The organism is Arthrobacter globiformis, from assembly GCF_003261175.1.
Taxonomy (GTDB): Bacteria; Actinomycetota; Actinomycetes; order Actinomycetales; family Micrococcaceae; genus Arthrobacter; species Arthrobacter globiformis_A.
The window spans coordinates 32635-46956 of the sequence record NZ_QLNP01000034.1; the positions used below are offsets into that span (position 1 = coordinate 32635).

At 66.4% G+C, this 14322-nt stretch carries 11 protein-coding genes; 7 read left to right on the forward strand and 4 right to left on the reverse strand.

The genetic code is table 11. The features are described 5' to 3' along the window. Positions 1-148 precede the first annotated feature (148 nt). The 4 genes from DBZ45_RS02775 (at position 149) to DBZ45_RS02790 (ending at position 4601) form a co-directional block, all read left to right on the forward strand. Positions 149-1372 (forward strand): ROK family transcriptional regulator, encoded by a 1224-nt coding sequence (locus DBZ45_RS02775; protein ID WP_111902441.1) that lies wholly within the window; start codon positions 149-151, stop codon positions 1370-1372. Positions 1373-1438: 66 nt separating this feature from the next. After that, positions 1439-2533 carry a Gfo/Idh/MocA family protein gene (locus tag DBZ45_RS02780; protein ID WP_111902442.1) on the forward strand — a complete coding sequence of 365 codons (1095 nt, stop codon included), beginning with the start codon at positions 1439-1441 and terminating at the stop codon, positions 2531-2533. Between the two features lies 1 nt (position 2534). Next, entirely contained in the window at positions 2535-3284 is a 750-nt protein-coding gene (locus DBZ45_RS02785; protein WP_111902443.1) for a ThuA domain-containing protein, read from the forward strand. A 123-nt stretch (positions 3285-3407) separates the two neighbouring features. Continuing rightward, complete coding sequence (locus DBZ45_RS02790; RefSeq protein WP_111902444.1) at positions 3408-4601, forward strand: MFS transporter; 1194 nt, start codon at positions 3408-3410, stop codon at positions 4599-4601. A 208-nt stretch (positions 4602-4809) separates the two neighbouring features. Here DBZ45_RS02790 and aceB read toward each other — a convergent pair whose 3' ends face one another. Next, positions 4810-6480, reverse strand: coding sequence for a malate synthase A (gene aceB, locus DBZ45_RS02795; protein WP_111902445.1), 1671 nt, complete (start codon positions 6478-6480; stop codon positions 4810-4812). A 93-nt stretch (positions 6481-6573) separates the two neighbouring features. Continuing rightward, entirely contained in the window at positions 6574-7902 is a 1329-nt protein-coding gene (aceA, locus tag DBZ45_RS02800) for an isocitrate lyase (protein WP_111902446.1), read from the reverse strand. Positions 7903-8067: 165 nt separating this feature from the next. Here aceA and DBZ45_RS02805 point away from each other — a divergent pair, with 165 nt between their 5' ends. Together DBZ45_RS02805 and DBZ45_RS02810 are read left to right on the forward strand one after the other, a co-directional pair. Next, positions 8068-9582 (forward strand): XRE family transcriptional regulator, encoded by a 1515-nt coding sequence (locus DBZ45_RS02805; protein ID WP_111902447.1) that lies wholly within the window; start codon positions 8068-8070, stop codon positions 9580-9582. 184 nt (positions 9583-9766) lie between these two features. Continuing rightward, the gene (locus tag DBZ45_RS02810; protein ID WP_111902448.1) at positions 9767-11515 is read left to right on the forward strand and encodes a pyruvate dehydrogenase; all 1749 of its coding nucleotides are present in this window, start codon (positions 9767-9769) and stop codon (positions 11513-11515) included. A 19-nt stretch (positions 11516-11534) separates the two neighbouring features. Here the strand turns inward: DBZ45_RS02810 and DBZ45_RS02815 are convergent, their stop codons facing one another. Beyond that, entirely contained in the window at positions 11535-11891 is a 357-nt protein-coding gene (locus tag DBZ45_RS02815) for an iron chaperone (RefSeq protein WP_111902449.1), read from the reverse strand. A gap of 223 nt (positions 11892-12114) precedes the next feature. Between DBZ45_RS02815 and DBZ45_RS02820 the strand changes: the two genes are divergently transcribed. Then, positions 12115-13389, forward strand: a complete 1275-nt coding sequence (locus DBZ45_RS02820; RefSeq protein ID WP_111902450.1) for a serpin family protein — start codon at positions 12115-12117, stop codon at positions 13387-13389. Positions 13390-13401: 12 nt separating this feature from the next. Here DBZ45_RS02820 and DBZ45_RS02825 read toward each other — a convergent pair whose 3' ends face one another. Beyond that, positions 13402-14274, reverse strand: coding sequence for a hydroxymethylpyrimidine/phosphomethylpyrimidine kinase (locus tag DBZ45_RS02825; protein ID WP_111902451.1), 873 nt, complete (start codon positions 14272-14274; stop codon positions 13402-13404). Positions 14275-14322: the final 48 nt, after the last annotated feature.

The window sequence follows — 14322 nt, forward strand, 5'->3', positions numbered from 1 at the left end:
AGCTCTGTCCGCCGCGACCGGTGATACTCGGATGCGGCTCACCGCTCAACCTAGAACCACTTTTGACGAACGTCAAGCAAAAGTCAGAGGTTATCGATCTTCTTTGTGTCTTGTGACACTCAGAAGCATTCGTGCTATCACTGAAGCCATGAGTCCACGAACGGGTAATAGCCAGACAGCGGAGCCGGTTGCCGCCGAGGGTACGGGCAGCCTGTCCCGCGCTGGCGACCTGTTCCAGCTGCTCCGCGACGGCAGGGCCCGGACCCGGGCCGAGCTGGCGCTGACCACCGGACTGGCGCGCTCCACGGTGGCTTCCCGCATTGATGCACTAATTGCCTCTGGGCTGGTGGGCCCCGCCGGTGAGGCGACATCGAGCGGCGGCAGGCCACCGTCGCGCTTTGCCTTCAGGCCTGCCGCCCGGGCAGTGCTGGCTGTCGACGTCGGTGCCACCCACGTGATCATCGCGGTCACCGACCTGGGCGGAAACATCCTCAGGGAACGGCGCCTGGTCCAGGATGTGGCCGCGGGGCCAGAGGCAGTGCTGGACCGGCTCGTGACCGAGGCGACGTCGCTGCTGCCGGAGACGGGACGGACTCCGGAGGACCTTGCCGGCTTCGGAATCGGCCTGCCGGGACCCGTGGAGCATGCCACCGGCATGCCGGTGAAACCGCCCATCATGCCGGGCTGGGACGGGTTCGACGTAGTCAGTTACGTCCAGCGCTCGTTCCCGGTGCCGGTGCTGGTGGACAACGACGTCAACATCATGGCGCTGGGTGAACGCACAGCCCATTGGCCGGAGCACGACAACGTCCTGTTTATCAAGGTGGCCACGGGCATCGGGGCCGGCATCATCAGCAACGGTGAACTGCAGCGCGGTGCCAATGGCACGGCCGGCGACCTGGGCCACGTCCGGGTGCCCAGGGGCGATGACGTCCTGTGCCGGTGCGGCAACTACGGCTGCCTTGAGGCGCTTGCGTCAGGCCCTGCAGTGGCGCGGACGCTGGCGGCGCAGGGCGTTCACGCAGAGAGCGGGGCCGACGTCCTTCGCTTGGTGGCCGAGGGCAACCTGCAGGCCATCCAGGCCCTGCGGCAGGCCGGGCGGGACGTGGGCGACGTGCTCGCCACCGTGGTGAATCTCCTGAATCCCTCCGTCATCGTCGTGGGCGGAAGCCTTGGCCAGGCGGGCGAGCACCTTATGGCGGGCGTGCGCGAAGTGGTCTACCGAAGGTCGCTGCCGCTTGCCACCACGCACCTGCGCATCGGCCTGTCCATAGCGGGCAGCCAGGCTGCCGTGCTGGGCGCAAGCCAAATGGTGACCCAGCACGTCCTTTCCCCGACGGTCATCGAAGCAACACTGCAGGCCACGGGCTAGCCACCGGCAATGGGCTAGCCGCAGGAAGACCGACTTTCACACCCACGCGAAACGGAGCCTTGAACATTGAGCAACCAGAAGAACCCACCCCTGAAGGTCGGCGTCGTCGGCATCGGCTGGGCCGGCCAGCAGCACATCGATGCCTACAAGAAGATCGACGGTGTGGAACTCGTCGCGGTCGCCGCGATGGAAGAGGACCTGCTGAGGAAAATCAAGGACGAGCACAGCGTCCCCCATACGTTTGCCCGCTGGGAGGACCTGATCGAACTCGACGGGCTCGACGCCGTCAGCGTGGCAGTACCGACCTTCCTGCACGCCCCGATTGCCATCGCCGCCCTGGAGCGCGGCCTCCACGTCCTGAGCGAGAAGCCCCTGGCGCGCAACGGCGAGGAAGGGCTCCAGATGGTGGAGGCCGCACGGAAGGCCGGCCGCGTCCTGGACGTGGCCTTCAACCACCGCCGCCGCGGCGACATTCAAAAGCTGAAAGGCATCATCGACGACGGCGAACTCGGCCGTCCGTACTACGCCAAGGCGTCGTGGCTGCGCCGGCAGGGCATCCCCATGCTCGGCAGCTGGTTCACCAACCCTGCGCTCGCAGGCGGGGGACCGTTGGCCGACATCGGCGTCCATGTCCTGGACTATGCCCTGCACCTGCTGGGCGAACCCCGGGTCCTCTCCGTCTCGGCGTCGACCCATTCTGAGCTGGGCCCCCGCGGCCTTGGCGGCAACGCCCGCTATACCGCCATGAAGTCCTCCCACAAGTTTGAGGTGGAGGACTTCGCCTCGGCGTTCATCCGTCTCGAAGGCGGCGGCACGCTGATCCTCGAAGCCGGCTGGGCCGCCTACCGGGACGAGGAGGACCTGATGGACTTCACCGTTTACGGCACCGACGGCGGAGCGGAACTCCGCGCCGTCGGGGCATCCAACGTCCCCGTCGCCGACGTCCGGGTCTTCAAGGAAAAGGACGGCGAGAACGCCGACTACGTGGTGGTCGCCGAGCCCGGCAGGGCGCACCAGGCCGTGGTGGAGGACTTTGTGGACGCCGTCCGCGGCGGTGAGACCGTATGGGGAGCCCACGACGGGTCACTCGCCCTGACCCGCGCCCTGGTGCTCGACGCCTGCTACCAGTCCGCCCTCGAACAGCGCGAAGTGAGGCTCTGACATGACCGAAAAACTCAACATCCTTGTCTGGAACGAAGGCGTCCACGAGGCGAACAACCAGCCGGAAACCATGGCCGAGATGTACCCCAACGGCATGCACGGCGCCATCGCCGACGGGCTCAGGGGCTTTTACCCGGATTCCGGCATCACCACCGCCACGCTCGCCGACCCGGAGCACGGGCTCTCCGAGGAGACACTGGCCGCCACGGACGTGCTCCTGTGGTGGGGGCACGTGGCCCACGGTGACGTCAGCGACGAGGTGGTGGAGCGGGTGCAGCGGCACGTCCTGGGCGGCATGGGGCTGATCGTGCTGCACTCCGGACACTTCGCGAAGATCTTCACGAAACTGCTCGGCACCACGTGTTCGCTGAAGTGGCGCAATGAAGGCGAGCGGGAACTTGTGTGGACCGTGAAGCCGTCGCATCCGATTGCCGCCGGCGTGGAAAGCCCCATCGTGATCCCGAAGCAGGAGATGTACGGCGAGCTCTTCGACATTCCCGAGCCGGACGACCTCATCTTCATCAGCTCCTTCGAAGGCGGCGAGGTGTTCCGCTCGGGCGTGACGTTCACACGCGGGAAGGGCCGCATCTTCTACTTCAGCCCGGGCGACCAGGAGTACCCCGTGTACCACCAGCCGCAGATCCGGCAGGTGATCGCCAACGGCGTGGGCTGGGTGGCCCAGCCGGGCCGGTTCCGCGAGGAACCCGGTGTCAGCAACGCCCCGCGGGACTGGTTCCTGAACACGCCCTAAGCGCGAACGGACCCCTGTGGCCCGGCGCTCCCGCCGCCCTGTCCGCCGGTAGGGGCGCCGCGTGATAGCAATGAGGGTGATGAAACCCTTTGCCCGCATCCAGCGCCCTGACGTCCGCGCCCTATGAGGGACTCGATCGGAACGAATGTTCCCCGAAGCTGGATTCTCCTCGCGTGCATCGGCCTCATCGCCCTCAACATGCGGGGTCCCTTCGTGGCGGTGGCGCCGGTGCTGGGCCCGATGCAGCAGGAACTGGGGTTCACACCCGTGGAGTTGGGCCTGCTGACCGGGATTCCCGTGCTGTGCTTCTCGCTCGCGGCGCCCCTTGCCTCGCTCGCCGGGCGCCGGCTTGGTGCGGAACTGGCCATCACGCTCACGCTTGCGGGCGTCCTCGCCGGCGTGGCTGTCCGTTCGGCCGGCGGCGGTGCCATGGTGATGGCGGGTACGGTCATCCTGGGCCTGGCCATCACCGTGGGCAACATCGCGGTGCCGCTGATCATCCGGCGGGACTTCTCGCCGCGGCGCCAGGGGACCGCCATGGGCATCTACACCGCTGCCCTGAACGTCGGTTCGTTCGTAACGTCCGTGGTCACGGCGCCGCTGGCCGAGCTGGCCGGGTGGAGGGCGGCCATTGCAGGGTCGGCGGGCTTCGCCGTCGCGGCCGTCGGATTCTGGATTTTCGCGACCGGGCGCCGGGCCTTCCTCCCAGCAGCCGACGACGGTACGGGCGGCCCGCCCGCTGCCGGCCGCCCGGCGTCGCGCTGGATCACGGTGGGTTTGACGGTCGGGTTCGCGGGCCAGGCCATTTCCTACTATGGCGTGACCGCCTGGCTGCCCACCCTGCTGTCCGATGAACTCGGCATGACGCCCGCAGCGGCGGGAGCAGGCTCTTCACTGTTCCAGATCATGGCCATCGCGGGCGGCCTGGGCGTGCCGGTTGCGGCCCGGTTCATGAGTACGACGTCGGTTGCCGTCACCTTGGGTGCCATGTGGCTAACCGTTCCGCTTGGGCTGCTGTTCGTTCCCCAGCTGTGGTGGCTGTGGTCTTCGCTCGGGGGAGTGGCGCAGGGCGGCGGCATCACCCTCATCTTCATCGCGATCATCAAGCTCGCACGGGACCAGGCGTCCGCGGGCCGGATGTCGGCGACCGTCCAGGGTGTGGGCTACGGCGTCGCGGCCCTGTCTCCGACCGTTGTGGGCTACGTCCACAGCTCCTCGGGCACCTGGTCCATGCCTCTCCTGGTGATCCTCGGGTCCGTGCTGGCGTTCGTCATTTCAACAACGCTGTCCGTGCGGAAGGTGCCCCGCCAGCGCTAGGCCCGGTCCCGCCGTCGTACTTCCCAAACCTCATAGCGCGAACTGGCAGCTAACGCCCTCAAACCGGGGTTTTGGGGTCAGTAGCTGCCAGTTCGCGCTGTGGGGTGGTTCCGCTGCCGGGCCGCCTCCCCGGCCTTCGGGGGTGCCTGTTGCGAAGGGCATGGCGGCCCGGCGGGCGGAAATCTGTGCCCTTTTTTGCCGGCGTGGACTAGGCGGCGACGAGCTCGTCCTCGATGGCCTCGGCCGTGGCGTCGATGCCCTCGCGGGCCTCGTGCAGGTACCGGGCATAGGCGGGAACCGTGAGGAAGCTGGGGAACTTGTCGCTCAGCGTGACCTCCTCGAAGATGTCGCGGGCATCGGTGAAGCGGTCGCCGTCGAAGCGCTCCAGCCGGGCGAACTCCTCGTCCAGCATCTCCTGCACCCATTCCCGGCTGATGATCTCGCCGTGGTCCGTGATGGCGCGGGAGTAGATCCACTGCCACAGCTGCGAGCGGGAGATCTCCGCGGTGGCGGCGTCCTCCATCAGGTTGTGGATGGCGACTGCGCCGTTGCCGCGCAGCCAGGACTCGATGTAGCGGATACCTACCTCTATGTTGTTCCGGATGCCCTGTTCGGTGATGGTGCCCTGGGTGGCGGCCACGTTGATCAGGGCGCGGTCGTCCGGGGTGACGTCCTCGCGCAGGCGGTCCAGTTGGTTGGGACGGTCACCGAGGACGCGGTCGAACACCTCGCGGCATACGGGGACCAGGTCCGGGTGGGCCACCCAGGAGCCGTCGAAGCCGTCGGCTGCCTCGCGGGTCTTGTCTGCGCGGACCTTTTCGAAGGCGTTGGTGTTGGCGGCCTCATCCTTGCGGTTGGGAACGGCGGCGGCCATGCCCCCAATAGCCATGGCGCCGCGCTTGTGGCACGCGCGCACCAACTGTTCGGTGTAGGCCCGCATGAACGGGGCGGTCATGGTCACCTGGCCGCGGTCCGGCAGGACGAAGCGCGGGCCGCGGGTGCGGAAGTTCTTGATCAGGGAGAAGATGTAGTCCCAGCGGCCGGCGTTCAGGCCCGCGGCGTGGTCCCGCAATTCAAAGAGAATCTCCTCCATCTCGAAGGCGGCGGTGATGGTTTCGATCAGCACCGTGGCGCGGATGGTGCCCTGCGGAATGCCGAGCAGGTCCTGGGCCAGGATGAAGATGTCGTTCCAGAGCCGGGCCTCGAGGTGGTTTTCGATCTTCGGCAGGTAGAAGTACGGGCCCTTGCCCTGGGCCAGGAGGCGGCGGGCGTTGTGGAAGAAGTACAGGCCGAAGTCCACGATGCCGCCGGCGATGGGTTCGCCGTTGATGAGCATGTGCTTCTCGGGCAGGTGCCAGCCACGGGGTCGGACCACGATGGTGGGCAGGTCCTCGGCGGCCTTGAGCTTGTATTCCTTGCCTTCGGGCGAGGTGAAATCGATCCGGCGCTCCAGCGCGTCGGTGAGGTTCAGCTGGCCCTGGATGACGTTGCGCCAGGACGGCGTGGAGGCGTCTTCCATGTCCGCCAGCCAGACCTTGGCGCCGGAGTTGAGGGCATTGATGGTCATCTTGCGGTCCACCGGACCGGTGATCTCGACCCGCCGGTCCTCCAGGCCAGGCGCCGGGGGAGCGACCCGCCAGTGCGGATCATTCCGCACTTCTTCGGTTTCCCGCAGGAAGCGGGGGTCCTGGCCGCGGGCGATGTCGTCCCTGCGTGCCCGCCGGGCCCGCAGCAGTTCCTCGCGCCGACCGGCCGTGGCCCGGTGCAGCTTGGCGATGAACGCCAGCGCATCCGGGGTCAGCACCTCGCCCTGCCGGCAAATAGGCTGCGCGGTCAAAGTGATCCCGTTGATCGTGAAGTTGTCAGTGAAGCTGTTCATGGGAGTTCTCCTTTAAAGGTCCCAACTGGGTAGCAGTAAGTGTCGTTTTGAGCCTTCAAAACGACACCTACTGCTACTTACTTGGGGAAATGATTAGTGGAACTGGCCTTCTTCTGTGGATCCCACGAGGGCCAATGTGGATGCGTTCGGGTTGAGCGCAGTGGAGATGTCGTCGAAGTAGCCGGTGCCGACTTCGCGCTGGTGCTTGGTTGCGGTGTAGCCGCGGGACTCGGAGGCGAATTCCTTTTCCTGCAGTTCGACGTAGGCGCTCATGCCCTCACGGGCGTAGCCGTGGGCGAGGTCGAACATCGAGTAGTTCAGGGCGTGGAATCCGGCCAGGGTGATGAACTGGAAGGTGAAGCCCATGGCGCCGAGTTCGCGCTGGAACTTGGCGATGGTGGCGTCGTCCAGGTGCTTGCGCCAGTTGAACGACGGCGAGCAGTTGTAGGAGAGCATCTGGTCCGGGAACTCGGCCTTGACGGCCTCGGCGAACTTGCGGGCCAGCTCCAGGTCCGGGGTGCCCGTTTCCATCCAGATAAGGTCCGAGTAGGGGGCGTAGGCCTTGGCCCGGGCGATGCAGGGTTCGATGCCATTGCGGACCTTGTAAAAGCCCTCGGCGGTGCGTTCGCCGGTGATGAATTCCTGGTCCCGCTCGTCGACGTCGGAGGTGATCAGGGTGGCTGCCTCGGCGTCGGTACGGGCGATGACGACGGACGGGGTGCCGGCGACGTCGGCGGCCAGGCGGGCCGCGTTCAGGGTCCGGACGTGCTGCTGGGTGGGAATGAGCACCTTGCCGCCGAGGTGGCCGCACTTCTTCTCCGAGGCGAGCTGGTCCTCCCAGTGAACGCCGGCCGCCCCGGCCTGGATCATGGACTTCATCAGCTCGTAGGCATTCAGCGGACCGCCGAAGCCGGCCTCGGCGTCCGCGACGATCGGGACCAGCCAGTCCTCGACGGTCTGGATACCCTCGGAGAACTCGATCTGGTCTGCGCGGAGGAGCGCGTTGTTGATGCGGCGCACCACAGTGGGGACCGAATTGGCCGGGTACAGGGACTGATCCGGGTAGGTGTGGCCGGAGTTGTTCGCGTCAGCGGCGACCTGCCAGCCGGAAAGGTAGATGGCGCGCAGGCCCGCCTTGACCTGCTGCACGGCCTGGTTTCCGGTCAGGGCGCCCAGGGCGTTGGTGTACTTGCCGTCCTTGTGCTCCTCGGTGAGCTGCTTCCACAACTTCTCGGAACCGCGGCGGGCCAGCGTGTGCTCTTCGGAGACCCGGCCGCGGAGGCGGACGACATCCGTTGCCTTGTAGTCACGGGTCACACCTTCCCAGCGCGGGTTGGCAGCCCACTCGAGCTCCAGTGCGGCGGCCTGTTCTGCTGTGTCCTGGCCGGACGGCTCCTGGGTGGGCTCAAATGCTGCAGTCATCTTTGTCTCCTTGTTAGCTCCCGGGCCATTCCGGGGTTCGTGGTTCCGGCCCGACCTTCGCTGCGCCTTTGCAGCTCCGGCCGGCTTTTCCGGTGGTGCTTCTTTCCGTGACACCTACTTTTCTGCACTTTCCAACAGCTTTCTAGGGGAAAACTGTGGAAAGAAATGCAGTTCTTCACGTATTCTTCAGAAATGTCGCCTTCAAGCTGGAACAGGGAAGTTTCGCAGCCGTCGTCACCACAGTCGACGGCGGAACTGGACGTTATCTCGCTCGGCCGCCGTGTCCGCCATCTGCGCAAGCAGGCGGGACTGACGCTGGATGGCCTGAGTGCCGCCGTCGGCACCGCCCCGAGCCAGTTGAGCCTAATTGAAAATGGCAAGCGGGAACCCAAACTCGGCCTGCTACAACACCTGGCAACGGCGCTCAACGTCAGCATCGACCAGTTGCTCGGAGCCGAACCGCCCAGCCGCCGGGCAGGTCTGGAAATCGAGCTCGAACGCTACCAGCGGGGCCCCCTCTACGAGTCGCTGAACCTGCCCAAAATCCGCGTCAGTTCGCGGTTGCCGATGGATGTCCTGGAGGCGCAGGTGGGGCTGCTGCACGAGCTCGAACGCAAGATGAACGAGCAGGTGGCGACGCCGGAGGAGGCCCGGCGCGCGAACGGCGAGCTGCGTGCCATGATGCGCGAGCGCGGCAACTATTTTCCGGAGTATGAGGCGGAGGCGCAGAAGGTCCTTAAGGGGGTCGGCTACACCACTGGTCCGCTCAGCCAGCACGTCATTGCCGACATCGCAGAGAACCTCGGTTTCAGCCTCCACCACGTGAGCGACCTGCCCCATTCCACGCGTTCGGTGACCGATTTGAAGAACCGCAAAATTTATCTGACGCAGAGCGAGCGGCAGGACCACGACCCCCGCTCCGTGCTCCTGCAGGCCTTGGGGCACTACGTCCTGGGCCATGAAACGCCCCGCAACTACGGCGACTTCCTCGCGCAGCGGGTGGCCACGAACTATTTCGCGGCCGCGCTCCTGCTCCCGGAGCAGGCAACCGTGGAATTTCTGCAAAAGGCTAAGGCGGCGAAGGAGATCGCGGTCGAGGACATCCGGGATGCCTTCGCCGTGTCCTATGAGACCGCCGCGCACCGTTTCACCAACCTGGCCACCAAGCACCTGGGCATCACCACGCATTTCCAGAAGACGCACCAGAGCGGAATCATCTACAAGGCCTACGAGAACGACGGCGTGAACTTCCCGCAGGACCACACGGGGGCGATCGAGGGGCAGCCGTCCTGCAAGGCCTGGACATCCCGTGCCGTGTTTGATGTGCCGGACAAGTTCAGCGCCTACAGCCAGTACACGGACACGGCGTCGGGCACGTACTGGTGCACCGCTCGCACCGACCGGTCGGCCAGCGGGCAGTTCTCGCTGAGCATCGGGGTCCCCTACCAGCACGTGAAGTGGTTCCGCGGACGGGAAACGACAGCCCGGGCAACGTCCAACTGCCCCGACCCGAACTGCTGCAAACGCCCGCCGGCCGCGCTGACATCGGAGTGGGCGGGCAATGCCTGGCCCTCGGCGCGGGCGCACTCGCACCTGCTTGCCGCCATGCCCCCGGGCGCCTTCCCCGGCGTGGACGAGACCGAGGTATACACGTTCCTGCAGGCCCATTCGGGAAGCTGACCGACGCTCTCGCAGATCCTGCAGGCTTTCCAGGTGCGCTCATGCACTCTTGCGGGAGGCCTGCTCTGCCCTGCAGGCTGGCCCGCTCAGGCGTCGTGTTGGGGAAGACTTGTCGTTGTGCCAAGGTGCGCGGACTATATTGGCCCTTGTCAGCCCACCAACCTGATTGCGGGAGCGTGCACCCATGGCTAAGGAACTTGCCACCCAGCTCATCGAACAACTGCAGGCTGCCGGTGTGCAGCGGATCTATGGAATCGTCGGTGACAGCCTCAACCCAATCGTGGACGCCGTCCGCCAGACCGGCGGCTCGCAGCAGGGCGGCATCGACTGGATCCATGTCCGGCACGAAGAGGCCGCCGCCTTCGCCGCCGCGGCCGAAGCCCAGCTGACAGGAAAGCTAGCAGTGTGCGCCGGCTCATGCGGCCCCGGCAACCTGCACCTGATCAACGGCCTGTACGACGCAAACCGTTCGGGCGCGCCGGTTCTGGCCATAGCCTCGCACATCCCCAGCAAGCAGATCGGCAGCGGTTTCTTCCAGGAAACCCATCCGGACCGGATCTTCAACGAATGCTCCGTCTACTCGGAGCTCATCAGCACGGCTGAGCAGGCGCCGCGGGTGATGCACAACGCCATCCAGCACGCCGTCGCGTTGGGCGGCGTCGCCGTCGTCACCCTTCCGGGCGACATCGCCGGACTGGAGGCCACGGCCGAAACCCCGCTGCCCGCAAACTTCCGGCCCGCAACCCTGACCCCGGCGCCCGAAAGCGTCCGGGAGCTCGCCGACGCCATCAACGCGGCCGGCAAGGTTGCCATCTTCGCCGGTGTGGGCACGCAGGGAGCCCATGACGAGGTCATTGCTCTGGCAGAACTGATCGGTGCGCCGGTCGGGCACACCCTGCGCGGCAAGGACTTCCTGCAGTACGACAACCCGTACGACATCGGCATGACCGGGCTGCTGGGCTATGGTGCCGCGGCGGAGGGGATCGAGGACGCGGACCTGCTGATCCTGCTGGGCACCGACTTCCCGTACGACCAGTTCCTGCCAGGAACCCGCACCGCCCAGGTGGACCGTGCCGCCCACAGGCTGGGCCGGCGGACCGACGTTGACATCGCCGTCCACGGCGACGTCCTGCCAACCCTCAACGCGCTGATGCCCCTGCTCGCACCGAAGAGGAGCCGCCGCTTCCTTAACCAGATGCTCAAGAAACACGACCGGCTCATGAACAAGGCTGTGGGCGCCTACACCCGCAAGGTGGAAAAGAAGCAGCCGATCCATCCCGAATATGCGGCGTCCCTGCTGGACCAGGTGGCGGCCGAGGATGCCGTTTTCACCGCGGACACCGGCATGTGCAACGTGTGGACCGCCCGCTACATCAACCCGCTGGGCACGCGCCGGCTGATCGGCTCGTACCTGCACGGCTCGATGGCCAATGCGCTGCCGCACGCGATTGGCGCGCAGGTCGCGTACCCCGGGCGCCAGGTCATTTCGGTGTCGGGCGACGGCGGGCTGTCCATGCTGCTCGGCGAGCTCATCACCGTTGCCGCCCACCGGCTGCCGGTTAACGTGGTGGTCTTCAACAACTCCACCCTGGGCATGGTCAAGCTGGAGATGCTGGTGGACGGCCTGCCGGACTTCGGCGTGGACGTGCCCGACGCCGACTACGCCGCCGTTGCCCGCGCCCTCGGCTTCCACGCGGTGCGAGTCACGGATCCAGCCCGGATTGAGGACGCGTACCGTGAGGCCTTCGCCCATCCGGGGCCGTCGCTGGTAGAGCTCATCACGGATCCGAAGGCACTGTCGATCCCGCCGAAAATCACCGGCTCGCAGGTCCTCGGGTTCGCCACCGCCATGTCCAAGGTGGTCCTGAACCGCGGCGCCGGCGAGGCCGTGAGCATGGCGCGGAGCAACCTCCGGAACATTCCGCGGCGTTAGTAGAAAGTACCGACGGCGGTTATCGTCTTTGGCGCTCGGCGGCGAGAAGCGCCGCCGTCCTTTCGATGAGCCCGTAGGGGATGGGCTTGCCGAGGGGGAACTTGAGCGTGCCCTTGGCGGACCGGAAGTGCGCGATCTCAGCCTGGAACGCGTCGTCACCGGACGGTAACGGGTAGACCGAAATATGCTGCGCCCAGCCTGCGAAGTACACGACATACTTGCCGCCGAGGGTGACGGTCGGGATGCCGTAGCTGATCATTTCGCCGGAACCCGGCACGGCAGCGCGGCATCTGCGCCGGACCTCCCGGAGGACATCCTGCACGTCGGCGGGAAACTGGGCGATGTACTCGTCGACGTTGTCGAAATGCTGGGCCATGCCACGCTCCTTCACGATCGATCCACCGCGCTCCGCCGATGCCTTGAGAATACGCCCGCGCAGGAATGAGGGCGCGTTGCCGAAAACGTTGCGGAAACTGAGAGGGCGTCGGACGGGTGAGACCAAAGCGACGGCAAACCGTGACCGGGCAGGCATCGTTACTGTCGGACCCCGCTGGTTGACTGAGTACGTACGGTGTTCTCCGGACGAGCCGAGGACTGCAATGAACAGGATTCGAATGGCCAAAATGGTGGCGGCCTCGGCCGTAGTGGCGCTTGCGACGGCGTGTTCGGCGCCGGTGCCGGGACTGGTGAAGGCCGACGGCGTGGAGCGGGTTTCGGTGGACGGCACGGCTTACGCCGCCGAATACCGCTCGTTCCGGGACGCCGCCCTTGGGCTCGGCCTGGCACTGCTGGCCGACGGCGGGGACGGTTCGGGCGGGAACGTGGTGTCCTCGCCGGGAAGCCTGCTGGTTGCCTTGGCGATGCTTCGAGCCGGCGCCTCCGGGGAATCGGCTACCGAGCTGGACAGCGTTGTGGGGTTCCCGGAGAAGCGCGATCAGGCCATGAATGCGCTGCTCGCGTCCCTGGCGACGTTCGACGGTGACCCGGGGGCCGTGGACGAGGACAACCCGCCGCGGCAGCCGGTCATGCATGCCGCCAACGGATTGTTCGTGGACAAGGACGTGCAGGCCGGCGAGGCATTCCTCGGCACGCTGGCCAAGCACTACGGGACCGGCGTGTATGCGGTGGACTTCCGCAATGAGGGTGCCACCAAGCCCGCGATCGATGCCTGGGTGGACACCAACACGGGCGGCCGGATCAAGCAGGCGCCGGCGAAGTACGATCCGCGGAACACCTTCAGCCTGCTCAATGCCGTGTGCTTCGCAGCAGCCTGGCAAACCCCGTTTGATCCGGGCTCCACATCGGATTTGCCCTTCACCACTGGCGGGGGAGAGGAAGCCGACGTCCCCGCCATGCACAACCTGCTGGAGATGAAGTACGCGGAAGGCGCCGGCTGGCGGGCCGTGGACCTCCCGTATGCCGAGGGATTCGTGATGCGTCTGGTCCTGCCGGAAGCTATCGACTCCCATGCCTCATTCGGGGCGCCTCAACTCACGGAAATCGCGGATGCCATGGGCGCCGCGCCTCTGGAGACGGTGCAGATCCAGCTGCCCCGCTGGGACCACAAAAGCAGCTTCGATCTGCGCCGGGTCCTGGAAGCCGCCGGACTGCATAAGACGCTCACCACCACTGAGGACTTCAACGCGATCCAGCCGAAAATGACCATCACGCAGGCAGCGCAGGCCGCCAACATCACGGTGGCGGAGAAGGGAACGGTGGCTGCAGCGGTGACCCAGATCAACGGCATGGTCACTGGCGCGCCACCCCAGCCCGAGCACACCATCGACTTCGACCGGCCGTTCCATTACCAGATCGTGCACGTCGAAACAGGGCTGCCGCTGTTCATGGGAACAGTGGCCGACCCCCGCTCCTGATCAAACCAACGCTTAGCGCGGGCCGCCCTGCCAGAGGGCTTCGAACGGGGCACCCGAGGCCACGCGGTTGCGGATGCCGGCGGTCACGAAATCCTTGGCCGTGCGCGCTGCCTCCAGCGGCGAAGCGCCCTTCGCCAGCTCGGCCGTCACTGCCGCGGCGAGCGAGCATCCGGCGCCGGAGACGGCGACCTCGCCCACCTTCGGAGCGCTGAGGACCTCGAGGGTTTCGCCGTCGTAGAAGACGTCGACGGCGTCGGGCCCGGACAGGCGCACGCCGCCCTTGGCCAGCACCACGGCTCCGCTCAGCTCGTGGATACGGACTGCCGCAGCCTTGAGGGAGTCGACGTCGGTAATCTCCAGGCCGGACAGCGATTCCGCCTCGAAGTGGTTGGGCGTGACGAACGTAGCGAGCGGCAGGATCTGCGCCTTGAGTGCTTGGTCCGTGTCCAGCGCGTGGCCCGGTTCCTGGCCCTTGCAGATCAGCACCGGGTCCAGGACAACATTGCTGAACGCACCCGCAGCCAGCGCGGAGGCCACGGTCGAAATGGTGTCCGGGCTGCCCAGCATGCCGATCTTCACCGTGTCCAGCACGGAAGGTGCGCCGGAAGCGGGACCGTAGGCCGCCGTCGTCGCCTCCAGCTGGTGCGCGATGACTTCCTGGTCCACGGGCACGAAGCGGTGGTTCCAGTCATTCTTTGGGTCGAACGAGACGATGCACGTGAGGTTGGCGATGCCGAAGACGCCCAGTTCCTGGAAGGTCTTCAGGTCGGCCTGGGCCCCGGCACCGCCGGTCGCCTCCGAGCCGGCGATGGTCAGGACGACGGCGGGAGCCGTCCCGGCGGCCGGGTTCGCCCCGGAAAGGTTTTCAGAAGCAACAGAAGTCATCGTTCCATCCTGCCATGGCCCGGGAGCCTGCATGCCCTGGGAGCAGCG